Below are 26,590 nucleotides of genomic sequence, written 5' to 3'. Positions count from 1 at the left end.
ACATGATTAAAGCGCTATAGCGCACGATGTTATATGGCGGTGCGCTATAGCAAAGCCTTAGCGCACCCTACGGTTTACTTTATACAAAGTGATTACTCTTGGGATACTACAAAGATATTAAACATGAGTTATTTTATGAACCGACGGGAATATACCAATACTTTTGGTCCTACGATTGGCGATCGCATCCGTCTTGCTGATACGGATTTGTTCATTGAAGTGGAACAAGACTACACAACCTATGGTGGTACGCTTTACGGGGAAGAGGTTAAATTCGGTGGTGGTAAGGTGATTCGGGATGGTATGGGACAATCCCCCATTTCAAATGCTGATGGTGCAGTAGATGTGGTGATCACCAACGCCTTGATTCTTGATTGGTCAGGCATTATTAAAGCAGATATTGGTATTAAAGACGGGAAGATTTTTAAAATTGGTAAAGCAGGTAATCCCTACACACAAGACAATATAGATATTATTATTGGTCCTGGGACGGAAGCGATCGCAGGAGAAGGCAAAATTCTGACTGCTGGGGCGATTGATACTCACATTCACTTTATCTGTCCTCAGCAAATCGAAACTGCGATCGCCTCTGGTACGACAACTTTAATTGGTGGTGGTACTGGTTCTGCCACGGGTACTCTCGCCACGACTTGTACCCCTGGTCCTTGGAACATTTACCGCATGCTACAAGCGGCTGATGCTTTCCCTGTCAACATTGGTTTCTTGGGCAAAGGTAATACTAGCAAACCTGAAGGATTGATAGAGCAAGTTGCTGCGGGAGTCATGGGTTTAAAGCTGCACGAAGATTGGGGAACCACCGCGAATGCGATTGATACTTGTCTTTCGGTTGCAGATGAGTACGATGTACAAGTCGCAATTCACACTGACTCTCTGAATGAAGCAGGATTTGTGGAAAATACTATTGCTGCTTTTAAAAACCGTGTTATTCACACCTTCCATACGGAAGGTGCAGGTGGTGGTCACGCGCCTGATATTCTGAAAGTCTGTAGTCTAGCTAATGTTTTGCCTGCTTCTACTAATCCCACTCGTCCCTATACTATCAATACTTTTGACGAACATCTCGATATGTTGATGGTGTGCCATCACCTCGATAAAAACATTCGTGAAGATGTCAAATTTGCCGAATCGAGAATTCGCAAGGAAACAATTGCAGCTGAGGACATTTTGCATGATATGGGGATTATCAGCATTATGTCTTCCGATTCTCAAGCAATGGGAAGGGTAGGGGAAGTGATTACTCGCACCTGGCAAACTGCCCATAAGATGAAAGTACAGAAGGGATTATTACCTTCTCCTGGTCATCCTCACGAAACCCATGATAATTTTAGGGCAAAACGCTACATTGCCAAATACACCATCAACCCTGCGATCGCTCATGGCGTTGCAGATCATATAGGTTCCGTTGAAGAAGGGAAGCTAGCAGATTTGTGTTTGTGGAAGCCAGCGTTTTTTGGCGTGAAACCAGAGACTGTGATCAAAGGAGGAATGATCGCTTACTCACAAATGGGCGATCCTAACGCTAGTATCTCCACTCCGGAACCAGTTCATATGCGTCCGATGTTTGGTAGCTTTGGCGGTGCAATGGCTGAAACTTCTATAACTTTCGTTTCCAACGAAGCCTTGAAACAGCGTATACCTGAAAAACTTGGTTTAAAAACTCGAACAGTCGCAGTTTCCAAAACACGTGAGTTGAAAAAAGCAGATTTGAAACTCAACGACGCTACTCCACAAATTGATGTTGATCCAGAAACTTTCCATGTCAGGGTAGATGGGAAGTTGTTAACTTGTGAACCTGCTACGTCATTACCTATGACACAACGTTATTTCTTGTTCTAATTATTAGAGCTTTTTGTTGATTCTAGTGTCAAGAACTAGGGATGTAAGGGGAGCCAGTGCTCGGAAGCGAGTTTCACAGGCTTAGACGCCCGCCAGAAGGTGAGGGGAGGGGGTCGCAGTCTTGGACGCCACCTGCCGTGGTTTCCCCCATGTTAGCGGAGCGAGCCGTAGGCTGCGACTGCTGAACGGGAAGGGCGGATGAGTATGGGGTTTAAATCCCCACCGTCTACAGGGGAGGCAGTACTGTAGGAGGATCTCCCTTAGGATAAGAGCGTTGTCTACAATCGGTTGGGGTCGCGCATCCCCAACAGAAGTGATTCTGACTCAGGAATTGCTGTTGGTGCAGCGGGGCGCAGCCCATTCTGACTTCTTTTTAATGACTTTATTGTCATGCGCAATTTACTTACTTTGCCATAGCATTGATTGGCAAATTAAGAAAGAAAAATAGCAAATCATGTAACTTTTCTTTACAATGTATTTGAACGAAGCTAACTTGAAGAAGTAATCACGGCAATACCCTATAGCAATTCCAAAAAAAGTACTATGTAACACTAAAAGTGAAAGCTTTAAAATGTATATCCACAAATCAATAACGCTCATTTACATAATTAATAAAAAACAAGCAGACATTATTTTTTAACTAAAGTATATTTGACTGAAAAACGGAAAAAGAGGATAAGTAAGATAAGTGGGATAAGTAAGTATCTTATACCAACTATTGATTTCCCAGAAAATTCATGATATCTCTAAATAAAAACAGTGGTCGTACAACTTTTCAATTAAATATTTACCGGAGAATATAATCATAAAAAAAATCTTTTGATTATATTCTTTTTGGTATTTTCTGCCGACAATATTTAGTTAAGGAGTTGACAATAAATCTGAATAAATCTTTTGTAATCCTAGCAGTTGGTATGTTTTCTGTATCAACGCTTTCTTTGTTCATGAATTTCAATTTAGGTTCATCATGGAGTGCGTTCGATAATATTTCGCCCACTTAGAGGATGTTAGAAAAGTCGGCTACAGAGTCAAAAAAACTCTCAAGCTGTAAGCTGCAAATACGCACTACAGTACCCAGACACTCACGAGTCAATCATACTGGAGCAATGTTTGAACGAATCTAGTGGGAGCCAAACAGCCACTTGAGAGGAGCAAACAGAGGCTATATGTTTCCGTTGTAAGTATCTGGGTAAATAGCGGCTTATGATAGCAATGCCTTTATGCAATGGGTGATAAATCTTGTCACTGGATTGTATAGGTGGTGCTGTGAGCGCAATGGTTCAAGTCTTTTGTCTTATTACCCAAACAGTGGGTAGTGGAGGGTACCAAAAGCTTGCTCAATCTGTGTCGGAGTTTGAACAAAGACTACAACCTATTACCGCCAAACAGTAGAAATATTTGTCTACATTGCCATGATGCGTATTGTGGTGAGGCGATTGGCATGACTTTTTTCCCTAATGACTTTTCAAACATCCTCTTAGAACTTGGCTGATAGACATTACAGATCATTGGCTTTTTCAATTTCGTAAACCAGGGTAAGCAAGAAATTAATATGAGATTTTCTGATCTGAGTCAGTTTGATGATGATTTTTTCATTGAAACAGATTTATGTATAGTGGGTAGCGGACCAGCTGGTCTATCTATTGCAAAAGAGTTTGCTGGGACGAAGATCAAAGTGTGGATTCTAGAAAGCGGCGGCTTTGAGAAAGAGAGTGATACGGAAGCTTTATGTAAAATCGAAAATGTAGGAGTTTCACGAAAAGACAATACTCGTAATCGGCTTTATGGTGGAACCTCACATACATGGACAGGTAGATGCGCCCCTTTTAATCCCACTGATTTTCAAAAACGATCTTGGATCCCCTACTCGGGATGGGATCTTAAATACGAGGAATTAGAACCATTATTAGAACGAGCAGGAAAAATTTTGGGACTTGGACCAAATTGTTATGATAATCGACTTTGGGAGTTGTTTAAAGTTTTGCCTGCTACACCTAATATGGACTCAAAATTTTTAGATACGACATTCTGGCAATTCAGTAAGAGTCTTAAAGAACGAGGAGAACCAATAAGGTTTGGACGCGATTTCTTCATTGACAATAGTCCAAATATTGAAGTTCTTTTGCATGCCAATGTAACCCATATTAATACAAATGAATTGGGGACTTGCTTTGAATCAGTTGAAGTGAGAACTTTAGAGGGTAAGCGTGCGTTTGTGAAAGCAAAAGCTTTAGTGCTATCCTGTGGCGGGATGGAAAATGCACGACTACTTTTAGCCTCCAACCGAATTATTCCTAATGGAATAGGGAATCAAAATGATGTGGTTGGTAGATTTTTAATGGATCATAGTTTGTGTGTCATTGGTTCTTTTGCTCATCAATCTGCCTACAGTGTACGAAATCGATTTGGACATTATTTAATAAAAGATAAACAACAAACTCATGTTTATCTACATGGACTATCACTAAGTCCAAAAATTCAGGAGCAAGAAAACCTATTGAGATGTGATGCTTATCTAGAAGAATACAATCCACTACCAAATGATTCTTGGTCAGCAATCAGGCGACTGAAAAGTACTCTACGAAAACGGGAGTGTATTAAGCAATCAACTCAAGATATATTCACCATATTGTCTAATTTTAGGGAGATAAGCTCAGGCTTTCACCGCCGTTACGTCAAGCGCCGTCCTCCACTCATCAAATTTGAACGTATTGAGCTTCACTGTATGCTAGAACAGTTACCTGATCCAGAAAGTCGTATTACTCTTTCTAGCAACCAAAAAGATAGATTGAATATGCCACTAGCCAAAGTCAATTGGAAAGTAAATTCGTTAGAACGACAAACTGCTCAAAGAATGAGTCAATTGATTACGCAAGAATTTCAAAGAATTGGCTTTCCTACACCGCATCTTTCTGGTTGGTTAGACAAGGAAGAAAATTGGACGCAAAACTTTGAGGATAAAGCTCATCACACTGGAACAACGCGGATGTCAGCTAACCCGAAAGAAGGTGTTGTGAATGTAAATTCTCAGGTTCATGAAGTAAATGGTCTGTTTGTTGCGGGAAGCTCTACATTTCCTACTTCAGGTACTGCTAATTCTACGTTAATGATTGTTGCATTAGCATTGCGTTTAGCAGATCATTTGAAATATAACTACTTTAAAGCCTCATAAAAAAAATGGTGTTGCGTTATGCATGAATCAAAAACACCATCAATTTGTTCGCTTAACTGCGAATTTTAGGTTTGAACTTCAGTCTTAACCGAATCGTATTAACCCAACTCCCGTGTTGAGCTTCGGTTCACACGGGAGTTGGGTTAGTGGTTAGTTAATCACTAACCACTAACTATTTGAATTTGTCGGTTGTCCAGAAACGACAGGCGCAATACTACTCAATTTCAATTCTGGATGGTCTTCCTGTAATTGGTTACAATTCCATTCATTGCGGAATAATAACACCGGACGCCCCATGCTGTCTTTTACTGTTGTTGTATTAAAGACACGTCCGATTTTATTCAAGGCTTCCCAGCCGCCCTCAACCCAACGCGCGACACTGTAAGGCAACAATTCCAGCAGAGTTTCCACTCCATACTCATTTTGCAACCGGAACTGTACCACTTCAAATTGCAACTGACCGACTGCAGCCAAAATTGGATCGCGTTTCGCTTCATCCACTGAGTACATAATTTGCACAGCCCCTTCTTCCCGCAATTCGGAAACACCTTTTTGAAACTGCTTAAATTTAGACGGGTTGGGGTTACGTAAGACTGCAAATAACTCTGGCGAGAAATAAGGAATTCCCTCATATTCCAGCTTTTGACCAGTATAAATGGTATCGCCGATCGCAAACACACCAGGATTGTTCAAACCAATCACATCACCAGCGTAAGCAACATCTATGGATTCCCGTTCTTGAGCAAATAATTTCTGTGGACGGGATAAGCGAATCGTTTTGCCAGTGCGCGCATGACTGACTGTCATATCTTTCTCAAACTTGCCTGTACAAACACGGATAAAGGCGACGCGATCGCGATGTTTCGGATCCATGTTTGCTTGAAGTTTGAAGACAAACCCAGAAAACTCTGGATATATAGGTGTAACTTCGCCAACCGTGCTATTATGAGGACCAGGTTTGAGGGCATACTCAAGAAAGTCTTTCAAGAATAACTCAACCCCGAAGTTGGTCATGGCACTACCAAAGAAAACGGGCGTCATTTTGCCTTGATGAACCAATTCCAAATCTAATTCGGGTCCCACTCCTTCTAGAAGTTCTATATCGTTTTTGAGTTGGTAGTAGAGATCTTGTTCTAAAAGTTCTTCTATTCTGGCATCGCCTAAGTCAACCACTGTATCGACAGCTTCGCGACTTCCGTGGGCGCTTCTTTCAAACAGGTGTATTTGTTGTTCTTTGCGATCGTACACACCTTTGAACCGATCGCCCATGCCAATGGGCCAATTCACAGCATAAGTTACCAGGCCCAATTCCTGCTCAATTTCGTCCAACAATTCCAAAGGTTCCCTTCCTGGACGATCCAACTTATTCACAAACGTGAAGATGGGTATACCGCGCAGCTTACACACTTCAAACAACTTCCGTGTCTGGGGTTCTAAACCTTTCGCCACGTCAATAAGCATCACAGCATTATCTGCCGCTGCCAAGGTACGATAGGTATCTTCACTAAAATCCTGGTGTCCCGGCGTATCTAACAAATTTATCTGACAGTCCTGATAGTCAAACTGCAATACTGTAGAGGTAATCGAAATACCTCTTTGCTGTTCCATTGCCATCCAGTCAGAGGTTGCTTTACGCTGTGCCCGTCTTGCCTTAACTGCGCCAGCTTCATGAATTGCTCCTCCGTAGAGTAGTAGCTTTTCTGTCAGCGTCGTTTTCCCAGCATCTGGGTGAGAAATAATTGCAAAGTTGCGACGGCTATCAACTGCTTTGTGTAGTTCTGACTCAAGTTCAGTAGACATAATGCTATTTGATTACTTGTAACTTAACTTAACTTAACTTTTTCCAACTTTAGTAAGTCTTTTAATCTTAAGACAACAACGCCTATGTAGTAGACCGATCCAAAAATCGATTTTTAGTGCGAGCGCGGGGTATTGGTTTCATAGCCATTTTTGGATAGGTCTAGTGGTCGTTATATAATAACCAAGTCAAACTGAAGGAGAAAAAAACAGTGTACGATCCAGATAAGCGAAAGATTTTGTCAGCACTGAGTCATGGTGCAATTTTCTTGAGCGCTACTTTTGTGTCTGTCGGTCTACCCATAGCTATACTCTTTTTGTCTGAAGACCCAGTTGTCAGGGAAAATGCTAAAGAATCCATTAACTTTCATTTAAATGTATGGCTTTTTGGAGCGATTGTGACAGCATTGATATGGGTCAGCTTCGGTTTGCTGTTACCACTCGCAGGTCTATGGTTTCTCATCCATTGGGGACTAACAATTTGGGCGGTTTTTCATGTTCTTACCGATCCAGATCAACCCTTCCGCTATCCCTACATTGTCCGGGTTTTTTAGTTTTTTGTCATCCGCCACTCGTTAGTCATTGATAAGATTACTCGCCCTACTAGTACATGACGGCGCATTGAGCGCACCCATACCCTGCACCCAAGCCCTCCGGGTATCTCCTGCACCAGACGCTACGCGTATCTCCTACGGAGACGCTGCGCGAACGCCCTTGGCGTGCGCTTGCGCTTACGCAGTCGCCTCTGTCGGGAAAGCCGTCATTCGCGCTGTCTCACCGCTCCGGACCTACAAAATCAATGAAAAGCCTAGAGCATAAGCTTTTTGAATTTTGTTAGCGCAGCGGGATCTAGTCCATTTCTTCTGCTTGCGAATTTCGCGTTCCTTGCGCACCCCTTGGGACGAGTGCGGCACTAGTCAGCCTTTAATTTTGGACTAATTACGCGCACATCACCATTAAATTTTAATTACGTCCAAAAACAGAAATAGAGGTAATTTTTAAGATTTTTGTTTGACGATATCGCTGTAAAATACAAAATTACCCCACAGCGTTACAAACAGTAGGGTAGAGGAGCCACCGGGGGTTTGCCCCGAGTTCGGTAAATGGCGTGACAGTTAAGCGCTAATTGCCGAATCTCTGACTACAAAGCGTTTGTATCCTACTATTTGTGACGCTTTGTTTTGTGTACATTTTGTATTAGTAAGTTCACAAAAATTTATGTTTCCTACCCATCGCCCTCGTCGTCTGCGTACCCATCCACAACTACGCCGCATGGTACGCGAAACTGTTTTAACTACCAATGATTTAATTTACCCTGTGTTTGCTGTACCAGGTGAAGGAATCGCCAATGAAGTCAGATCGATGCCTGGAGTCTATCAACTTTCGATAGACAAAATAGTGGAAGAAGCAAAGGAAGTTTATGACTTAGGAATTCCTGCGATTATCTTGTTTGGTATTCCTGCAGATAAAGATGGTGATGCCACTGGTGCATGGCATGATTGCGGTATTGTTCAAAAAGCAGCGACTGCTGTTAAAAAAGCAGTACCAGATTTGATTGTGATTGCTGATACTTGTTTGTGTGAGTACACAAATCACGGACACTGCGGTTATTTACAAGTGGGTGATTTAACCGGACGAGTTTTGAATGATCCAACATTGGATTTACTCGGGAAAACAGCAGTATCTCAAGCGCAAGCTGGGGCAGACATCATTGCTCCTTCTGGAATGATGGATGGTTTTGTACAAGCAATTCGTAGTGCTTTGGATGAAGCGGGATTTCATGATACCCCGATTTTGTCGTATGCGGCTAAATATGCTTCGGCTTATTATGGTCCATTTCGGGATGCTGCAGATTCTGCCCCACAGTTTGGCGATCGCCGCACATACCAAATGGACCCCGGTAACTCTCGCGAAGCCCTAAAGGAAATTGAGCTGGATATTGCCGAAGGTGCCGATATGCTCATGGTGAAGCCAGCTTTGGCATACATGGATGTTATCTGGCGCGTTAAGGAAGCTTGCAACCTGCCTGTTGCCGCTTATAACGTCTCTGGTGAGTATTCTATGGTGAAAGCTGCAGCTTTAAATGGCTGGATTGATGAACAGCGTGTGGTGATGGAAACTCTCATCGGCTTTAAACGCGCTGGAGCAGACTTGATTTTAACTTACCATGCCAAAGATGCAGCGCGGTGGTTGCGATAGGCGGTGAGTTTTGCCTCAAGTGCTACAACGTGAAGTTTTGATAACTTTGCTTGATAATCTCACACCAAACTGCTAAGGCAAAGAGCTAATCTAGGTGTCTTTGTGGCTGGGTGTGAGATTATCCTTTAGCTGGGAGAGAAATTTGAATGCCAAGACTTTTTCGACGACAGAAAAATTTACACTATTAGTAGGGCAAACGTTGTCAACGAGCAACTTTTGGCGGGGGTGAGGGCGATCGCCCGTTTGCCAAATACGTAACTAATAGATTATAAAATAATATAGTTAACAAATAATGCTCAGTTGGCTTTATTACGTCAATTGATTTTATAAATAAGTACTATAGTTTTTCAAAGGGAGCATTGGCTATGGATATGCAAGTCCTGAGAGAGCGTGCGGGACTCAGCCGCGCAGAGGTTGCCTTCAGGCTTGCAATTAGTGAAACGAGTGTGCGTAACTGGGAAGCAGGGCGCACAGAACCAACCATGACACCCAAAAAATATTTAGATGCATTGCGGCTGTTTAAATGCACACCAGAAGAACTGGCTGCTGCTAGCGAAAAATCTATCAATCAACGACATAAGCGTAAACCAGGAAGACCGAGAAGATTTCCAGAAAATTCGGTTAATTCGTCTCCTCCGGTGAATCAGGTAACCCAGGTTAATCAAGTCACTGATTCCCCGAGTTTCCATTTCAACGAAGTTGGATATTAATCAGTGATCACTTACCAGTTTTCACTGTTTACTGTTCACTGCTAACTGTTCAAGGACTTGCTGCCACATAGCCTATAATTTTAAACGCAAGACAAGCAACTCGTGCGTTCGCGTGCGTGCGTCGCGGTTTGCAGCATCGCTCACCATCTAAGGGAGCAGATGCGCGTTAAGATTCTAGAACAATAGTCGCAATATAAAAGTCTAATGGCAGAAACACTGTTCTTCAACGCTTTGCGGGAAGCCATTGATGAAGAAATGGCCCACGATGCAACTGTATTTGTTCTTGGTGAAGACGTAGGACACTATGGCGGTTCCTACAAAGTGACCAAAGACTTATATAAAAAATATGGCGATCTCCGGCTTCTAGATACCCCAATCGCTGAAAACAGCTTTATGGGTTTAGCCGTTGGGGCTGCAATGACTGGGTTGCGACCAATTGTTGAAGGTATGAACATGGGTTTTTTGCTTCTTGCCTTCAACCAAATATCCAATAACGCCGGAATGCTGCGTTATACTTCTGGTGGTAACTTTAAAATTCCAATGGTGATTCGTGGTCCTGGAGGCGTGGGCAAGCAGCTTGGTGCAGAACATTCCCAGCGCTTAGAAGCATACTTCCAAGCTGTACCAGGGTTAAAGATTGTTGCTTGTTCTACAGCTTACAACGCCAAAGGATTGCTGAAATCAGCTATTCGTGATGATAACCCGGTGTTGTTCTTTGAACACGTTCTGCTTTACAACTTAAAAGAAGATTTACCAGAAAAAGAATATCTGCTGCCTCTGGATAAAGCAGAAGTTGTACGCTCTGGCAAAGATGTCACAATTCTGACTTACTCACGCATGCGACATCATGTGACGCAAGCGGTCAAAACATTGGAAAAAGAAGGTTATGATCCAGAAGTGATTGACCTGATATCACTTAAACCGCTAGATTTTGACACGATTGGTGCATCAGTAAGAAAAACACATCGAGTGATTATAGTGGAAGAGTGCATGAGAACAGGAGGCATTGGAGCGGAATTAACTGCCTCTATTAATGAACGCTTATTTGATGAATTGGATGCACCTGTATTGCGACTTTCTTCCCAAGATATTCCCACGCCTTACAACGGAACTTTAGAAAGATTAACCATCGTTCAACCAGAACAAATTGTTGAAGCTGTGGAAAAGATGGTGGCTTTGCGCGTTTAGGAGGTGGAATTGGGGAGTGGTTAGAAGTGAGTGGTTGATAATGTAAAATATCAACAGCGAAAGGCTAACAATCAACAATCCGCCCGCTCCGAAAAACCTATGCAGAACTTGGCATACGCCTAGGTAAATCTGTACAAAGTCGGAGCGTGCAGACTAAGACTCTAGAAGTCTACGATTTTTGAGTCAACACACCTACAAGTGAACCCCAGCTTGTAGCTCTGTCGAGAACGATTAAGTAACGCCACATGCTTCAACGGGGGGAACCCCCCAACGGGAGAACCAGTCGCCTCTGTCGGGAAAACCTCTCCGAAGTTGCCACAACGCGCTTAACCCGACGCCCTTCGGGTTCGCCAGTCGCCTACGGAGGGAGACCCTCCTGCAGCGCTGGTCTCACCAGATACCTTTGTCGGGAAACCCTCATCAAGTACTGGCTCCCTCCGGGTTCACCAGTCGCCTACGGCGGGAAACCCGCCTGCAGCGCTGGATTCACCGCAAGGCACAACTCTTGCCAGCGCTGGATTCACCGCAACGCAGTGGCTCATCAGCAAACAGGTTTCTAGCTGTAGTGTCGTTTTCGTAACAAGCTCTCAAATCATTGTCCAGGCAAACATTACCCGCAAGGGTTGGCAGAATATGCCGCGCATATCTATGTATGATCACAATTATGCATAGATATGCACATAAATCAAGTAACAGTTCCTCACCCTAATTCTTTGTAAAAGTTGTCGCTCAAAACTGTCAACTCATAGGTCACAACTCTTCCAAAGAACGCTATTATAGCCTTTGTCGCAGCAAGTAAGGGTATGCAAAGACAGCAATCGCTATTAGCTTTGATTTTAGTTTTGGTAATTGCCGCAATTGCGGCGATTGCTACGATTCCTTTATCTCTGGGATTAGACTTGCGGGGAGGCTCACAGCTCACAATTCAGGTAAAAACGACACCGGAAATTACACAGATAACTGAGCGAGAATTAGACGCTGTTAAAAAAGTCGTAGAAGGTCGGATTAACGGTTTAGGCGTTTCGGAACCAGTGATCCAAACTGTAGGTCAAGACAAGGTTTTAGTACAGTTACCAGGGGTAAACGACCCACAGCAAGCAGAACGCGTACTGGGAGGTACGGCGCAGCTAGAGTTCAAAAAGCAAAAGCCAAATACAGAAATTCAACTGAATACATTTTACGCATCAAAAACACAATTGAAAGCAAAGCAGGAAGAACAACGAAAGACTAACGACAAAGCTGCAATTGAAAAAAATCAGCAAGATCTCAAAAAGAGTAATTCAGCGATCGCTGAATTATTTGAAAGCACAAATCCACCACTCATTGGTAAGTACCTTAAAGACGCTTATGGCGAACCAACCCAAAGCAATAACTGGAATGTAGCCATTCGCTTCGATGATCAAGGTGGTCAACTATTTGCCGAACTGACAAAACAACTTGCTGGTACCGGACGCAGTATAGGTATTTTTCTTGATAACGAACTGATTAGCTTTCCTACCGTCGGTCCAGAATTTGCCGCATCTGGTATTAGTGGAGGATCTGCTGTCATCACAGGTCGATTTACTTCACAAGAAGCCAATGACTTAGGCGTGCAGCTACGCGGTGGTGCACTACCTGTACCTGTGGAAATTGTAGAAAATCGTACAGTAGGAGCTACCTTAGGTAAAGACAGTATTCAAAGCAGCATTTATGCCGGAATTGGTGGTTTGAGTTTAGTATTAATCTTTATGGTGGTTTACTATCGACTACCAGGACTGATTGCGGATATAGCTCTTGTGATTTATTCTCTCCTGACTTGGGCAAGCTTTGCTTTGTTAGGCGTCACCCTGACATTGCCAGGAATTGCTGGTTTTATTCTTAGCATTGGTATGGCGGTTGATGCTAACGTACTCATCTTTGAACGTACACGAGAAGAGTTGCGAGCAGGCAAATCTTTATATCGTTCTGTAGAATCTGGTTTTTACCGAGCGTTTTCTAGTATTTTAGATAGTAACGTCACAACATGGATTGCCTGTGCTGCATTGTTCTGGTTAGGGTCTGGTTTGGTTAAAGGCTTTGCTCTGACTTTGGCATTGGGTGTTGGTGTCAGTATGTTTACAGCAGTCACTTGTAGTCGCACATTCATGTTTTTGGCAATAACTTTCCCGGCGCTGCGTAAAAACGAACTTTTCTGTCCGAACGTACCACCAGTGACAAATAAGGCAGAGGTGGCAAGATGAAACTGAGTATTAGCAAATCGCGATCGCTATGGTGGACTGCGTCTGCCATCGTTATTCTTGCTGGTATCATCTCAATGGTGATTTCTTGGCAACAAATTGGTTCTCCCCTACGTCCTGGCTTAGATTTTGTTGGTGGTACGCGGTTGCAGTTTGAACGGGATTGTACCAAGCCCAACAACTGCGACAAGCCAATAGATATCAATGTTGTGCGGGAAGTGGCGCAAGCACAAGGTTTGGGTGATAGCAGTATCCAAGTTGTTACCGACAAGGAAACACGCAAAGAAAACGGCGTATCACTTCGGACAAAAAGTTTAACTCCTGAACAACGTACTCAACTGCAAGATACCCTCAGCGAAAAAATAGGCGCTTTCGATCCGCAAAAAAACCAAATTAACACGGTTGGTCCTACCCTTGGGCAAGAACTGTTAAGGACTGGTTTACTTGCTCTGCTTGTTTCCTTCGTTGGCATCACTATCTACATGGCTGTCCGCTTTCAGTTGGACTACGCTGTGTTTGCGATCGTCGCCCTATTTCACGATATATTAATCACAGTAGGGATTTTTTCGATTCTAGGTTTAACACTGCGTACGGAAGTCGATAGCCTTTTTATTGTGGCGTTGCTGACGATTACAGGTTTTTCCGTTAACGACACTGTTGTCATTTATGATCGCATTCGCGAAACTCTCAAAACAAGTCCTAATCGCCCAATTGGCGAGATTGTAGATGATGCAGTTAATCAAACTTTAGCACGGTCAATAAACACAACTCTCACTGTGTTATTGACATTATTTGCTATCTTCTTTTTCGGGGGAGAAACACTGAAAAATTTTGCCTTGGCACTGATTACTGGCTTTGCTGCAGGGGCTTATTCTAGTATCTTCATCGCCAGTACTCTTCTGATTTGGTGGCGAGAACGTACAGGTAAATCAACACCCAGCCAAAGCACAACTGAATCGATTGACGCAGCAGCATCAGAAAAATAACTGACCTCTTGCAAAAGTGAGATTTGACGAGTTTCTGTTAAGAGTTAAATGTTTGCTGTTGCCTGTTCCCGAATTGAGTGACTCTGCCGCACTATCTTCTCATTTCACATTCACCTATGGATCAACCAGAAGAACAACGAAAAACTAACTGGTACAAAGACAACAGTGATTTGTGTTTGACAAAACAAGTACAAAACCTACACCAATTAGAAGTTTATAGCCGATGGTTATTTGTTGGCTTTTTATGGTTGACAATCGCGCCCTTTTGTGTATGGGGCTTACGAGGCGAAATTGTTCTGTGGCGACAATACTTTACCTGGGTAGCTGTGCGATACGGTCTGTACTACCATTTATTGGCTAGTCTTGGTCTATTTTTTTGTCTCGGTATGACCGTTGCTGTTCTAATTTGGCAAAGTCGCAATATTTTATTCGGACTACCACCGCAGGAAAAGGAACGCTTAGAACAACAGGTTTTCCGGATACGTCAGCAAGGACCAAGTCATCCTTTCTGGAAATGGGTTTGTAGTTAAATGAAAATATTAACTTTTTTTAAGCTTACAATTGATACAGGTATAGCACTATCTTACAAAATCGGATAAAAAGGTAGCGAATATACTCCAACGATTCGGTAACATCCATGAACTCTAGTCACAATCAGATTCGATTTAGCGATCGCAAGTCTAAAATCGACCTTTATCAGATCCAACAGCTCTTAAACATTTCTGCTTTCTGGGCAAATAATCGCAGCATTGAAGATTTAGGCATAGCGATTGCAAACAGCGACCCTGTGATTACCGTTTGGGATGGAGAACGATTAATTGGCTTTGCTAGAGCAACTTCTGATTGTGTTTATCGCGCTACCATTTGGGATGTTGCCATTCATCCAGAGTACCGTGATACTGGACTGGGAAGTAAGTTGGTGGAAACTGTTTTGAGCCACCCGCGCATGAATCGTGTTGAGCGTGTCTATTTGATGACAACTCACAAGCAGCGGTTCTACGAAAGGATTGGTTTCCAACAGAATTCTACCACCACAATGGTTTTATATAACCAACCTAAATTTAATTCTCTTAGTGTAGATGTTCAACTTCAGGAATCACTAGGGGGATAGAGACTTGTAGCCTCGTCACATCCGAGGCTTGTTCCTCAAGGGCGGGAGAGGGAACTACTTCTAACTTTCCCCCCATGACTTCCAAAAGAGTTTGATTGAGTAGAAGCTTCATTCCTGGCAAGAGAATATCATTTTTCTTGTCAGCTTCAGGTGAGTTATTTTTCGACGTCATAAAATCTATCGGCTCATTTAGAGAAGTTGCATGGGTTGGTACATCCAACCAAAGATGAACGTGATCACTTGTGTGCCCAACATGAGCAGAAATACAGATGCTGCCTTCCTCCATTTGAGCAATGCAACTTTCCACTAAAGTGACTAATACTTGTCGCAGCCAGTAGGGATCTGCCAGTATATATGTCTCTGGATTTGGCGGTAGAACTTGAAAGGGAAAATTGCGATTTTCAGCCAGCATATAAGTCAAATCGTGAACTTCTTGCAACAATTCGGATAAGTTTAAAGGCTGAATTTGTAATTTGTTTGTACCATGTTCGACCCTGGCAACGCTAAGAATTTCATCAATCAGCTTGAGTAACTTTAGCGCTCGCTCATGAGCTTGAGCGATAAATTCTCGTTCTTCCTCTGGATTGTCACATAGATTAGATAAGATTAACTGATGCAAGCCAATCAGACCATTTAGGGGCGATCGCAACACATGAGTAGTTCGCGCCAAAAACCCCGCCTTAAACTGGCTTATTTCTCGTGCCATATAATACGCTAGCTGCGTTTGCTTCATCTGCTGCTGGAGTATTGGCGTAGCGTGTTGTTCATCTTGCGACAAGACTGTCGATGAGCTAGAAGATACCTTTGTTTGTGCAAATAACCCACGAACAGCAATCCCTATTGCTAGTCCTGCTCCTAGATAGACCCAGTTTTCATTCATAATTTAGCAATAATGACCTTTTTCATTGACCATACAGACACTAGACTTAGTTCCAGAGTTTCCATTTCACCAGTTTTCAACAAAGTCCTCAAAGACTGAATTTCTAGGTACAGATGAAAGTTCATCTGTTTGTCACCCAGTTTGAGGTTAAACAGAAAACCTGAAATTGTTTACACACTGCACTTTGTCCCGAACACTGCGATGATCTTTATTCTTTATACTGAGTTGATTGGGGAGCATCCGACAAACCAAGCTTACAAGGCACGCTGCTTTGTAAGTCTTAAAAAAAGCTGCGTATACCTCCAGCGTGCGCTTTAGGGAGGTTACTTTTATAAAAAGTTAAATATTCTAGCATACAAAGAAAGGATGACGAAATCTTTACAATAAATCATTCAATCTTTACAAATTGCGCATAGTAACTGCACGGCACATATAGTTTAATTTATAGCAAGTAATATTTCAGCAATTACACTAAGGATTTTCTCTGGTGTAAGAAAAAAATTACCAAGCATCATGCTTTTCCATACTTAAGAGAGGAGTTTTCATAATGAAAATACAAAGCCTATTCACAAAGGCTTTCTGGTTGGCATTGGCTTGTATCACACTCGTGGTTGTGACTGTTTTCAAATTAACCCCTAGTTTAGCTTATTCCACGACAACGCCGCCAGCACAACTATCAACAGCGCAAGCGGCTGTAGCTCAGTATGATTCACGTTTAGCAAAAGCTCCTCCCTATGATTCACGTTCACCAGAAAAGTCTCTCTATAAGAGGCTAGGAGGCTACAATGCGATCGCTGCAGTCATTGACGATACCGCGCAAATCGTATTCAATGACCCACTGATTGGTAAATACTTTATTGGCTTGAGCACCAACTCAAAACAGCGACTACGTCAGTTGCTGGTGGATCAATTCACCCAAGCGGCTGGTGGTCCTGCTGTTTATACTGGGCGGAGTATGAAGCTTTCCCATAGTGGAATTGGTCTGACGAACGCTGAATATGATGCTTTTGTTAATGGGATAGCACAAGCCCTTGATAAAAATGGGGTCAATCAACCAGAGAAGGACGAAGTGCTGGCGTTTGCCAATAGTTTCAGAGGCGAGATTGTCGAAAGGTGATAAACCAGGGATAGTACACTCTTAATCTGTTTGGTTATATTTTAATGAGCATGGGAGTTATCTCCCATGCTTATGTTAGTGCTTATGTTAACAGTTATAAAAATCTGCCCTTAGAATTTTTACGGTGAATGCCAATGACTGCTGGACGTGGTAAACCTGTTGCTTGATTGCTACCACCATCACTAGCAGGAATATTGCTTGGCCAGCTACTACCACGGGGTACCGTGCGTGTCTGGTCGAAGGTCGTACCGGTCAAATCCAATAGTTCGATACTGCGACTGAGTTGTGTACCATCGTTAACTGGAGAGTTTTCGCCGGGATGCTGTACGGAAAGAAACAGTGTATCACCGACTAAGGTTGGTCCGGTCATCTCACAGCGTACTGGACCTTGAGCAAAGGGTATGACTTGACCAGCATTGGGACCACTGGTCGGTATGCAGAAAAACCAGTTATTACCGAAGACGCCGGTAAAAGTGGAAACGTTACCAGTTGTAGAGTGGTCAATCTTGTTTTCAGTTGGATTTGCACCAAGACTAAAACCGTTGTGGGTATCGGTGGACATGTCAGTCACACCCCAGACATTTCCCCGTTCGTCAATCACGAGGTTATCCACATTGGCAAAACCAGCGCCTAACTCAGAACCAGCTTCTCCACCTTGGGCGAATCTCTCCCACCGGAAGGTTGTACCTGTACCGTCTTGAGTATTCTCAATAATCTTGTAGAGTCCCCCAGATTGTTGAGTCGCATTAGGTGCAGCGCTTAACTTAGCAACTTGGAAGATGCGCGAATCAGGGTAACCGTCGCTTCCAGGTGCGCCGTCGGTGTAAGCAATAAAGACTTCTTTGGTGCGTGGATGTACTTCTAAATCTTCGGGACGTGCTGTGGGGGTTCCTCCAGCTAAGTTAGCAGCTAAGAAGACGTCAACAAGAATAGCACCTTGGCTGGTGTAGAAGTCGGAAAGCTTTTTGTTTTGATAATCTGCTAGGGTGGTTGTTTCGTTTTTGCGATCGCAGTTAAAAGCACCACCATCAGTTGTTTGCCCAGCAATGTCTTTACGTCTAGGCAGTTTCAGCAGTCCATCTCTTTGTGCTGAGCCTAAAGCGTCGTATTCTACAGAAGATATCACTGATGGCGCAATCGGATTGGTGGGAGTCTGTAGGTTTAAAGCAATCCACTCGCCACTACCATTAGGATTGAAACGAGCAACGTACAGAGTACCATTTTCCCACAACTGGCTATTGCTTCTATCTTCCAGTGAGGAGATTGTACCATTGCTGACAAATTTCCAGGTGTGTCCGCCGCGTCTGTCATCTCCCATGTAGGCGACTAACTTGTTTCCCGCTTCAGCACGGACACCAACGTTTTCGTGACGGAAGCGACCTAACCAGGTATGCTTACGTGGACGGAAATTAGGATCGTCAGGAGCAACTTCTACAATCCATCCGTATTTTTCTCCAACTAGACCAAAGGTTTCACCAACAGTACCTTTGGTGTAGCCTGTTTGGGTGCCATCAGGTTTAACTGACTCTGTAACACCAACAAAAAAATCTTCACTTCCTTGAAAGTTTTCTTCTCCGGACAGGATTGTACCCCAAGGTGTTGTACCACCAGAACAGTTATACCCTGTACCAATGATTTTTTCACCCAGTCCATCAGAACTGAGAGCAAAAACTTCCTTCGCAGCTGGTCCAGTTCCAATGAGATACTTGTCATCACCTTGTTGGTAACTCAAACCTCCCCAAGAGGTGACTTTCTCATAGCCATCTTTACGTTCTTTGTTGATTCCTAAGCCAGAAAGACCATGAACACGACGGTTCTTGGGATCTTTAACAACATAGAAACGACCATTAGCATTGCCACGGCGAGAAATGCGGACAATAGAACCGCCGATGTTGTATAAAAATTCTCCATCAACTTCAGCATTTCTGGTGGTAGGTAAAGCGCGCCCAATCACCTGAGCAAAGACACCAGGATTTTCCCTGAGATTTGTAGGTGTTTCTGGTGCTAAACCAGAAATTGGGTAGCTGACGTATTCATGATTCACCCACAAATAGCCATCGCCTGCTTTACCTCTGCCAACAGGAACAAAGCCGGTGTAGTCGTTGTTGTAGCCGAAATATTCTTCGGGGTTTGGGAAGACGCGATCGCCCCAACTAACAATCACGTACCGTTCATACTCTGGAGCCACCACAACGTCATCAACGACGTTGTAGCTAGCTAACTTCAGATCACCAGATGCATCAAGAGTTTTTCCCTGTCCGATTCCTGTGGGTAAGTAGTTCTTCTGTTGCTTGTAAATTGGCAGAGGATGTGGTAACCGTACAGGTGTAAAACCTAGAGGTGCGAATTTTACTTCTTTTGCATCAACAGTACCACCTAAAACTTGATCTGCCAGTACAGCACCAGCAGCACCAGCAAAGAATATAAGTACTTGTCTGCGATTTAACTTAGACATAAAATTTTCCTTTTCAGTGTAATCTCCACTCTTTATAGGAGTTGTCTTATAAGACAAATTGATGACAAAAAAACCTAATCATTTCCAGCAAAATTCTAGGCGAAGGTTTCATTGGTTTCGCCTAGATAAAAAAACAAATATCCAGTGGATACGAAATCTGCTTTAAAAAAGCTTAGTAACGAAATCCACACAACATGAGCATATACGAGAATGTATAATTTCTAAGTTAAGACCAGGTAATGCATTAGTTAATAATAGTTTATTTTCTGATTGATTATCATCAACCTAATAGGAGTGGTTTGAATTATTGGGAATTATAAAAAAGATTATTTTAGGAATTAACTTGTGAATTGAGAAAAGTTTTTGGTAGTTTTTTATTATGTATTGAAACTATATTTGTGAGTTTGATATTAGTTTGAAAAGCCGAATTCGTATCCATAAACACAAGATTTTTATTAAGTGTGTTATATTAGCCATTGATCAGTTGCTTTTGTGTAGTGTATAATACAGCACTTGCAATTAACAGGTGTCCAATAATTAATGGCGAAACTAAGGTATTTCTGAAATTGTAATGATAAATTATCAACAAAGAGTTATAGATGAACTACTATCTACAAGTGGTTTGTGTTAAAGAAGTTAGGAAAGTTAGTCCATGCCTCTAAGATCTACTCAGCTAAAAGTACCGTATCAACTCAAACACCGATTCACTCATGTGTTGGCATCTGTGCCCTTGTTGCTTGCTTTTGCTGTCTTTTTAAGTGTGATTTGCTCTCAAAGCCCGAGTCTGCTACTTTGCTTGCTCGTGGGCACTATCGCAGTAGCATTTATTCAGCAAATAGGACAAGCGATCGCTCTACCGAAACCTTGGCTCATATTACTTCAAACTCTGGTATTTTCAGCAATACTCAGTTTCTTTTGGATAGACTACTTTAGTGATCCAGCAGCAGCTCAATTTTTCGGAAAAGCAGAAACATTTTTCAAAAACAATTTAACCCAAGGTTCTCAACAAACCGGTGCTGCAGCCGCAGTGAGTTTGGTGTTTAATGTTTTAAGAGCACTTTACTTACTCTACATTGCTGTTGCTCTGATTGGTGTGATTAACGCCGTTCGCAAAGACGAAGATTGGCAAGTCGTCGCCAGAACACCGTTGTTGGTAGTTATTGCTGTGACTGTTGCTGATGTGTTGACGAGCTTTATCGTTGGTAATAATAATTAAGTCAGGAATTTGTTATGGCTGATGAGCGAGATAGAGAATTTCGACCTGTCAACCAAATTTTGGGAACCCAACCTTCCTTAGGACCAATTCCTGCTGACCAAATTTTTCCTTGGACAATTATAGCTCTAGTTTCCTACATGATTGTGAATGGCATCTTTGGAGGTGTCTTCTCAGATGAATGGCAAAAATGGTTGTGGACAGTTTTAATTGCAGGGTGGGGAATAGCAACTTGGTGGATACTAACAGGTGGTAGAAGTTGGCGATTTTTGAGCAAATTTATCGGTGTTCCGACCTGGACAAGAGGTACTGCTCGTTATAAAAGTTTTCTAGAATTCCACTATGAAAGAAAAAATAGGAAAACAAAGCGTAGGCATCGCAGGTCAAGAAAATAGACTAACACCTTTTGAAGATGCTTTAAATCTTGCCACCATGCTGCGTATTGCAGTTGATGGCAGAGATGTTGGTGCTTACATTTTGACCAAAGGTAGCCAAAGAGATAGATTTTGCTTTGTTTTTGGATTTGAATGCAGAGGCATTCATACCACTTTAAGAACAGAGCAAATAGATACAATTTGTAACAATATAGAAGCTGGTTTAAAAGACCTTCCACCAGAAGAAAGAGTGACTTTTCATTTGGGGTCTTTTTCTACAGATAACAAACGCCAACAAGAGCTTGCATCTCTTGTACAGAAAACTCAATCGCCTAGTATACAGTACTTGCTGACCTCTGAAAGAGCCAGAACACAACAACTGACTCGCGCTGGTATCCGAAAACCAAAATTTCTGCGGGTGTATGTAACATATACTGTAGAACCAGATGCTTCTGCTGCTGATGATTGGATTGAGAAGTTTTTGGCAAGGGCTGAGTCTTGGTGGTTATCATTTAAAGGTGAAGCAGCAGAAAGAGAAAACCAACGATTAGAAACTTTGATTTCTAATGCTTATACTGAAGGATTTCGGCGTTGGGAACAGATTTTATCTAATAAATGGGGTTTGGATATTAAAGCCTTGACTGCGAAAGATTTATGGCAGGAAGCTTGGCGACGATTTAATAGTACTGAACCGATAGATATTCCCCAACTATTAGTTTTAAATGAAAAGGGACTTCAGGAAGAAATTTATTCTGATTTATCTAGCAGCAAATTACTATTAGAAAATATCCATAGCACCACATTATTGATGGAGTCAAATGTACCTGTTGCTGACCGTGAATGGGTAAATATTAAAAATCGCTATGTTGGTGTGATGACGTTTCTAGAAAAACCGGGAGGATGGCTGAATAAAGCATCGCAACTGCGTTATTTATGGGAACTGGTTGCTAGGGATGCAATTGTAGATACGGAGATTTTTTGTGAGTTAACTGCAGCGAACCCGGCAATAGTCAAAACGACATTACAACGGGTGCTGAAGCAGTCGAATGTAACGTCAAAAGTAGCACAAGAAAAAGGTAATACAATTGATGTTGGCGCACAATTAAAATTGAAAAAATCTGTGGCGGCGCAAGAACAAATTTATGAAGGAGCGTTGCCAATTTATACAGGGATTGCTATTCTCGTTCATCGCCAAAGCCGAGACAAATTGGATGAAGCGTGCAGGTATATAGAAAACTGTTTTCAACGTCCAGCACAAGTTATTCGAGAAACGGAATATGCTTGGAGAATTTGGTTGCAAACACTGCCAATTGTTTGGGACATACTGTTAGCCAAACCCTTCAACCGTCGTCAATTGTATCTCACAAACGAAGTTTGGGGATTGATACCTTTGGTGACAACGAGGGCGGGCGATCGCACAGGTTTTGAATTAATTGCTGACGAAGGAGGTACACCACTTCATCTAGATTTATTTAAGCAGCACAAAAATTTAGCGTTATTTGCCACAACTCGTGCTGGTAAATCAGTCTTGGTGTCAGGGATTTTAACCCAGGCTTTGGCACACAATATGCCTGTGGTAGCCTTGGACTTTCCGAAACCAGATGGTACATCTACCTTCACCGACTATACAGAATTTGTTGGAGAGAAAGGAGCTTATTTTGATATTTCCAAACAATCCAATAATTTGTTTGAACAGCCAGACTTGCGATTCTTGAATGAAGAAGAACAGCGAGAACGCTTTCAAGACTACGCCGCATTTCTTGAGTCGGCGTTGATGACAATGGTACTGGGTTCATCCACTGGTAATCAACTGCTGGCGCAAACAGTGCGATCGCTTCTGAATTTAGCCTTAAACACCTTCTTCGCCGACGAAGGAATTCAAAAGCGCTATCATGCAGCGATATTAGAAGGATTTGGGACTGAAGCTTGGCAAAAAACTCCAACTTTAAAAGATTTTCTCATCTTCTGTTCGCGGGAACATCTTAACCTGCATAGTATAGGTGGCAGAATTGATGATGCACTCGAGGTTATCAATCTCCGTTTGCGCTTCTGGGTGGAAAGTCGAGTCGGACAAGCTGTTTCTGCACCTTCGAGTTTTCCAACTGATGCTCAATTGTTAGTTTTTGCATTGAGAAACTTATCAGATAACGAAGATGCAGCATTGCTGTCTTTAAGTGCTTATTCCGCAGCACTGCGACGTGCTTTGAGTAGTCCCGCCTCCATATTCTTTATCGATGAAGCACCAATTCTGTTTGAATTCGATCAAATTTCTGATTTGGTAGGTAGACTTTGCGCGAACGGAGCAAAAGCAGGGGTAAGAGTTATTTTATCAGGACAAGATCCTGATACAATCGCCAAATCTAAAGCTTCTTCTAAGATTCTGCAAAACTTATCAACAAGATTAATTGGTCGGATTCAACCCGTTGCTGTTGATAGTTTCGTAGAAATCTTGAAATATCCTCGCGAAATTATTGCGCGCAATGCGTCAGAAGGTTTTTTCCCTCGTAAAGAAGACATTTATAGTCAATGGTTGCTTGATGATAATGGCGTTTATACTTACTGTCGTTATTACCCAGGCTACGAACAGTTAGCAGTCGTGGCGAATAATCCTGATGAACAAGCTGCACGTAATCAAGCAATGCAACGATATGGAGATAAATTTGAGGCTGTTTCTCATTTTGCGCGTCAATTGATCGGCTCAATTCGTGGTTATTGATGTGACGCTAAAATCTTTCCCTCTCCGAAATCGCGCAGAGGGATGCCCGACAGGGCAGGGTGAGGTAAAACCAACGCGGCATAAACCTTTTAACCTTAAATTCACACCACTGTGTTCCACACTCTGCCGACTGCGCTAAAATCTTTCCCTCTCCGAAATCGCGGAGAGGGATGCCCGACAGGGCAGGGTGAGGTAAAACCAACGCGGCATAAACCTTTTAACCTTAAATTCACACCACTGTGTTTCACACTCTGCCGACTGCGCTAAAATCTTTCCCTCTCCTTGATAAGGAGAGGGATGCCCGACAGGGCAGGGTGAGGTAAAACCAACGCGGTATAAACCTTTGAACTTAAATTCACACCAATGTGTTTCACTCATAATGACAGAAAAACACTTCTCAAACATCCACCAAGAGAATAGCAAGTCATTAAACCGAAGCTAATATGATGCTCAAAAAAATTGCCAAACCTCAAATCATCATGACTTCTTTTTTTGCCGTGGCATTTTTAGGAACCTTACCAGCCATAGCAGAATTGGGAACCGTTTGGACTGATTTTCAATTGTACACAACTGATTTTACAAATTATATTACAAACAATATTTCCGAGACTTTAAACCCTGTAGAACTTCAGACACAATCAGCAATCACAAGTTCATCAGGTGATCTCAATCTTCCTAATCCTAATTATGCTAGTCAGTATACTCGCGACCAGATTACTCAGTACTCTATTTCGGATAAATTTGAGAATAATCCAGCAGTATATGGTAAAGAAGTGAGTAGTGAAATTAATCGATATATTACCCGTGGTGCAGTTGAAGGTGTTTTTGGGAGAGATGGACAAACTCGGTTAAAAGGTAAGTTACAGGATACTGAGAAAGCTATTCAGCAGAGCAATAGAGCTGCTAATACAGCTCGGAATCAGTACCAACAACTACCACCGGATATGCCTTCTTCCGGTCTGGAGGGTATGGCTGCTCTAACAGCAGCGGTACCACAGCTAGTTCCGATCATGAGGAGTATAGCAGAATCAGAATTTCAAAATATCAATATTCAAAGAGAACAAACCAAGATAACAGGTGAAACCCTAGGAAACACAATCCAACTGCGTAATGACATCCAATATTCCAACTTGAATTTAGCAGATATCTCCCAGCAAATGAATGAGGCCAATCGTGCCAGAAGAGTGGGTACATCAGCAGAAGTCGCACGACTTTTGCGAGTCACTTCTCAAACAGATTTGTTTAGAAAAAGCGCTAATCCTCTTCCTTTACAAACTAATCTTGGTTCAGAAAGTAATCCTCCTGCTTCAGAAACTAATCCTTCTCCTACAGAAACTAATCCTCCTTCCTCAGAGAATATCCCTTCCCCCTTGACAACACCATAGAATAAATCAAGCTCAAGTGATGGTGAAAAAATGTGGCTTTCTCATCTCTATCTTTTTTCTCAACTAGACACCAGTAATGTTTTAACAAATGGTGTCGTGACTGCACAAACTATTGCTGAGGGTTGGGATAAACAATGGATTGATTTATTACAAAATAACACGAATAATAACTTATACGGTGCACTCACCAATTTAGGTATTTTCTTTGCCGTAGGAACTTTGCTTTTCTTCATGGCGCAATGGATTAGAGATGTCCTGAATAATGAATATTCTCGTCCTCTATCGGCTTTGATTTGGCCTTTTATAGTAGTCATCTTACTCGCTAATCCGGGCAATGGCACTGCACTGTCTAATTTGACACTGGGATTAAGAGATTTTCTCAACACAATCAATCAGCAAGTTGTAGAAGCAGCTGATGTCAATCAAACTTATCAGCAAGCACTGAATATGACTGTTGCTGAAGAAGTTGTTGGTGGTTTATTGCGTCCTTGTCAGTCTCTGACAGGTCAACAACAAATTAATTGTTTGATTAAAGCAAAGGAAAAAATAGATGTCCTCTTGCAACAGTACAGAAATACATACGGTCTCCAACCTTGGATAGACAGACTTGATCTGAAAGTTAGTCAGATAGTGGTCACCCCTGGTAATGTAGCAGAATTCAGTTTTAACTCTCTGTTGGGTTCCACAACTCAAACAATTATCAAAAATCTTTTAGTTTCCTTACAGTCTGCTTTTCAAAACTTAATAGAAGTGGCAATGTTACTGATAGCAGCTTTAGGACCTGTAGCAGTAGGAGGGTCTTTGTTACCAGTGGCTGGTAAACCAATTTTTGCATGGCTTACGGGATTACTGTCTATGGGTATTGCCAAGATTTCTTTCAATATTGTTGCTGTAATATCAGCCGCAGTGATTGTGAATGGTCCTGCGCAAAATCTCAATGCTGATCCAGACTTAATGTGGTTTTTGATTCTGTTAGGAGTTCTCGCACCGATTATGTCTTTAGCTTTGGCTGCTGCTGGAGGATTTGCCGTTTTCAACGGCATCAGCAATACTGCTGTATGGGTACAGGAAAAAGTTTAGAAAAGTTCGGTTCGGATAAGATCCCCCCGCTTGCGGCGACCCCCTTAAAAAGGGGATAAATAGGTAAAAGAGCCCCCCTTTGTAAGGGGGGTTGGGGGGATCTCCCTTCAGATAAACAAGCTAATCGAACCGTA

The 26,590-nt window shown here is 42.4% G+C and carries 21 protein-coding genes; 18 read left to right on the top strand and 3 right to left on the bottom strand.

Annotated elements, in window-relative coordinates; all coding sequences use genetic code 11:
* Window positions 1–123 precede the first annotated feature (123 nt).
* The 3 genes from ureC (at window position 124) to DP114_RS07910 (ending at window position 5,029) form a co-directional block, all read left to right on the top strand.
* On the top strand, window positions 124–1,857 hold the full coding sequence (gene ureC / locus DP114_RS07920) for an urease subunit alpha (protein ID WP_171975841.1): 1,734 nt from the start codon (window positions 124–126) through the stop codon (window positions 1,855–1,857).
* Window positions 1,858–2,131: 274 nt separating this feature from the next.
* Window positions 2,132–2,305 carry a hypothetical protein gene (locus DP114_RS07915; RefSeq protein WP_169265524.1) on the top strand — a complete coding sequence of 58 codons (174 nt, stop codon included), beginning with the start codon at window positions 2,132–2,134 and terminating at the stop codon, window positions 2,303–2,305.
* 1,104 nt (window positions 2,306–3,409) lie between these two features.
* Complete coding sequence (locus DP114_RS07910) at window positions 3,410–5,029, top strand: GMC oxidoreductase (RefSeq protein WP_169265525.1); 1,620 nt, start codon at window positions 3,410–3,412, stop codon at window positions 5,027–5,029.
* Window positions 5,030–5,197: 168 nt separating this feature from the next.
* On the opposite strand, the gene prfC is transcribed toward DP114_RS07910, so the two are convergent.
* Window positions 5,198–6,829 carry a peptide chain release factor 3 gene (prfC, locus tag DP114_RS07905; RefSeq protein ID WP_171975840.1) on the bottom strand — a complete coding sequence of 544 codons (1,632 nt, stop codon included), beginning with the start codon at window positions 6,827–6,829 and terminating at the stop codon, window positions 5,198–5,200.
* Between the two features lie 209 nt (window positions 6,830–7,038).
* Between prfC and DP114_RS07900 the strand changes: the two genes are divergently transcribed.
* From DP114_RS07900 to DP114_RS07860, 9 genes are all read left to right on the top strand, one after another.
* Window positions 7,039–7,380 (top strand): DUF4870 domain-containing protein, encoded by a 342-nt coding sequence (locus DP114_RS07900; RefSeq protein WP_169265527.1) that lies wholly within the window; start codon window positions 7,039–7,041, stop codon window positions 7,378–7,380.
* 664 nt (window positions 7,381–8,044) lie between these two features.
* Window positions 8,045–9,025 carry a porphobilinogen synthase gene (gene hemB / locus DP114_RS07895; protein ID WP_171975839.1) on the top strand — a complete coding sequence of 327 codons (981 nt, stop codon included), beginning with the start codon at window positions 8,045–8,047 and terminating at the stop codon, window positions 9,023–9,025.
* 365 nt (window positions 9,026–9,390) lie between these two features.
* Window positions 9,391–9,735 carry a helix-turn-helix domain-containing protein gene (locus tag DP114_RS07890; RefSeq protein ID WP_169268769.1) on the top strand — a complete coding sequence of 115 codons (345 nt, stop codon included), beginning with the start codon at window positions 9,391–9,393 and terminating at the stop codon, window positions 9,733–9,735.
* A gap of 204 nt (window positions 9,736–9,939) precedes the next feature.
* Complete coding sequence (locus DP114_RS07885) at window positions 9,940–10,923, top strand: alpha-ketoacid dehydrogenase subunit beta (protein ID WP_169268770.1); 984 nt, start codon at window positions 9,940–9,942, stop codon at window positions 10,921–10,923.
* A 245-nt stretch (window positions 10,924–11,168) separates the two neighbouring features.
* The gene (locus tag DP114_RS07880; protein ID WP_172195172.1) at window positions 11,169–11,483 is read left to right on the top strand and encodes a hypothetical protein; all 315 of its coding nucleotides are present in this window, start codon (window positions 11,169–11,171) and stop codon (window positions 11,481–11,483) included.
* Window positions 11,484–11,726: 243 nt separating this feature from the next.
* Entirely contained in the window at window positions 11,727–13,142 is a 1,416-nt protein-coding gene (gene secD, locus DP114_RS07875; RefSeq protein ID WP_171975838.1) for a protein translocase subunit SecD, read from the top strand.
* Window positions 13,139–14,125, top strand: a complete 987-nt coding sequence (gene secF / locus DP114_RS07870; RefSeq protein ID WP_169268387.1) for a protein translocase subunit SecF — start codon at window positions 13,139–13,141, stop codon at window positions 14,123–14,125. Before secD ends, secF begins: the two co-directional genes overlap by 4 nt.
* Before the next feature lie 116 nt (window positions 14,126–14,241).
* A complete protein-coding gene (locus DP114_RS07865; protein ID WP_171975837.1) occupies window positions 14,242–14,655 on the top strand; it encodes a hypothetical protein in 414 nt (137 codons plus the stop codon).
* Between the two features lie 107 nt (window positions 14,656–14,762).
* Complete coding sequence (locus DP114_RS07860; protein ID WP_169268389.1) at window positions 14,763–15,236, top strand: GNAT family N-acetyltransferase; 474 nt, start codon at window positions 14,763–14,765, stop codon at window positions 15,234–15,236.
* On the opposite strand, the gene DP114_RS07855 is transcribed toward DP114_RS07860, so the two are convergent.
* Window positions 15,196–16,116, bottom strand: coding sequence for a sensor histidine kinase (locus tag DP114_RS07855; RefSeq protein WP_169268390.1), 921 nt, complete (start codon window positions 16,114–16,116; stop codon window positions 15,196–15,198). The two genes, DP114_RS07860 and DP114_RS07855, sit on opposite strands and share 41 nt — an antisense overlap.
* Window positions 16,117–16,663: 547 nt before the next feature.
* Here DP114_RS07855 and DP114_RS07850 point away from each other — a divergent pair.
* On the top strand, window positions 16,664–17,233 hold the full coding sequence (locus DP114_RS07850) for a group I truncated hemoglobin (protein WP_171975836.1): 570 nt from the start codon (window positions 16,664–16,666) through the stop codon (window positions 17,231–17,233).
* 94 nt (window positions 17,234–17,327) lie between these two features.
* Here the strand turns inward: DP114_RS07850 and DP114_RS07845 are convergent, their stop codons facing one another.
* Window positions 17,328–19,688 (bottom strand): PhoX family protein, encoded by a 2,361-nt coding sequence (locus tag DP114_RS07845; RefSeq protein WP_171975835.1) that lies wholly within the window; start codon window positions 19,686–19,688, stop codon window positions 17,328–17,330.
* A gap of 652 nt (window positions 19,689–20,340) precedes the next feature.
* Between DP114_RS07845 and DP114_RS07840 the strand changes: the two genes are divergently transcribed.
* The 5 genes from DP114_RS07840 (at window position 20,341) to DP114_RS07820 (ending at window position 26,456) form a co-directional block, all read left to right on the top strand.
* Window positions 20,341–20,904, top strand: a complete 564-nt coding sequence (locus tag DP114_RS07840; RefSeq protein WP_169268393.1) for a hypothetical protein — start codon at window positions 20,341–20,343, stop codon at window positions 20,902–20,904.
* A gap of 14 nt (window positions 20,905–20,918) precedes the next feature.
* On the top strand, window positions 20,919–21,296 hold the full coding sequence (locus tag DP114_RS07835; protein WP_169268394.1) for a hypothetical protein: 378 nt from the start codon (window positions 20,919–20,921) through the stop codon (window positions 21,294–21,296).
* The gene (locus DP114_RS07830) at window positions 21,244–23,991 is read left to right on the top strand and encodes a hypothetical protein (RefSeq protein ID WP_171975834.1); all 2,748 of its coding nucleotides are present in this window, start codon (window positions 21,244–21,246) and stop codon (window positions 23,989–23,991) included. Before DP114_RS07835 ends, DP114_RS07830 begins: the two co-directional genes overlap by 53 nt.
* A 443-nt stretch (window positions 23,992–24,434) precedes the next feature.
* The gene (locus DP114_RS07825; protein WP_211178623.1) at window positions 24,435–25,376 is read left to right on the top strand and encodes a hypothetical protein; all 942 of its coding nucleotides are present in this window, start codon (window positions 24,435–24,437) and stop codon (window positions 25,374–25,376) included.
* 30 nt (window positions 25,377–25,406) lie between these two features.
* Entirely contained in the window at window positions 25,407–26,456 is a 1,050-nt protein-coding gene (locus tag DP114_RS07820) for a hypothetical protein (RefSeq protein WP_169267096.1), read from the top strand.
* Window positions 26,457–26,590: the final 134 nt, after the last annotated feature.

The sequence above is a fragment of the Brasilonema sennae CENA114 genome, assembly GCF_006968745.1.
In the GTDB taxonomy this organism is placed as follows: domain Bacteria; phylum Cyanobacteriota; class Cyanobacteriia; order Cyanobacteriales; family Nostocaceae; genus Brasilonema; species Brasilonema sennae.
This window is presented reverse-complemented; position numbering and strand designations above follow the sequence as displayed.

Coding starts and splice junctions, on each gene's coding strand:
- DP114_RS07850 (WP_171975836.1), top strand. CDS start 16,664: ATGAAAATACAAAGCCTATTCACAAAGGCTTTCTGGTTGGCATTGGCT.
- prfC (WP_171975840.1), bottom strand. CDS start 6,829: ATGTCTACTGAACTTGAGTCAGAACTACACAAAGCAGTTGATAGCCGT.
- DP114_RS07840 (WP_169268393.1), top strand. CDS start 20,341: ATGCCTCTAAGATCTACTCAGCTAAAAGTACCGTATCAACTCAAACAC.
- ureC (WP_171975841.1), top strand. CDS start 124: ATGAGTTATTTTATGAACCGACGGGAATATACCAATACTTTTGGTCCT.
- DP114_RS07860 (WP_169268389.1), top strand. CDS start 14,763: ATGAACTCTAGTCACAATCAGATTCGATTTAGCGATCGCAAGTCTAAA.
- DP114_RS07820 (WP_169267096.1), top strand. CDS start 25,407: ATGTGGCTTTCTCATCTCTATCTTTTTTCTCAACTAGACACCAGTAAT.
- DP114_RS07910 (WP_169265525.1), top strand. CDS start 3,410: ATGAGATTTTCTGATCTGAGTCAGTTTGATGATGATTTTTTCATTGAA.
- DP114_RS07865 (WP_171975837.1), top strand. CDS start 14,242: ATGGATCAACCAGAAGAACAACGAAAAACTAACTGGTACAAAGACAAC.
- DP114_RS07855 (WP_169268390.1), bottom strand. CDS start 16,116: ATGAATGAAAACTGGGTCTATCTAGGAGCAGGACTAGCAATAGGGATT.
- hemB (WP_171975839.1), top strand. CDS start 8,045: ATGTTTCCTACCCATCGCCCTCGTCGTCTGCGTACCCATCCACAACTA.
- DP114_RS07835 (WP_169268394.1), top strand. CDS start 20,919: ATGGCTGATGAGCGAGATAGAGAATTTCGACCTGTCAACCAAATTTTG.
- DP114_RS07825 (WP_211178623.1), top strand. CDS start 24,435: ATGATGCTCAAAAAAATTGCCAAACCTCAAATCATCATGACTTCTTTT.
- DP114_RS07845 (WP_171975835.1), bottom strand. CDS start 19,688: ATGTCTAAGTTAAATCGCAGACAAGTACTTATATTCTTTGCTGGTGCT.
- DP114_RS07830 (WP_171975834.1), top strand. CDS start 21,244: ATGAAAGAAAAAATAGGAAAACAAAGCGTAGGCATCGCAGGTCAAGAA.
- DP114_RS07880 (WP_172195172.1), top strand. CDS start 11,169: ATGCTTCAACGGGGGGAACCCCCCAACGGGAGAACCAGTCGCCTCTGT.
- secF (WP_169268387.1), top strand. CDS start 13,139: ATGAAACTGAGTATTAGCAAATCGCGATCGCTATGGTGGACTGCGTCT.
- DP114_RS07890 (WP_169268769.1), top strand. CDS start 9,391: ATGGATATGCAAGTCCTGAGAGAGCGTGCGGGACTCAGCCGCGCAGAG.
- DP114_RS07885 (WP_169268770.1), top strand. CDS start 9,940: ATGGCAGAAACACTGTTCTTCAACGCTTTGCGGGAAGCCATTGATGAA.
- secD (WP_171975838.1), top strand. CDS start 11,727: ATGCAAAGACAGCAATCGCTATTAGCTTTGATTTTAGTTTTGGTAATT.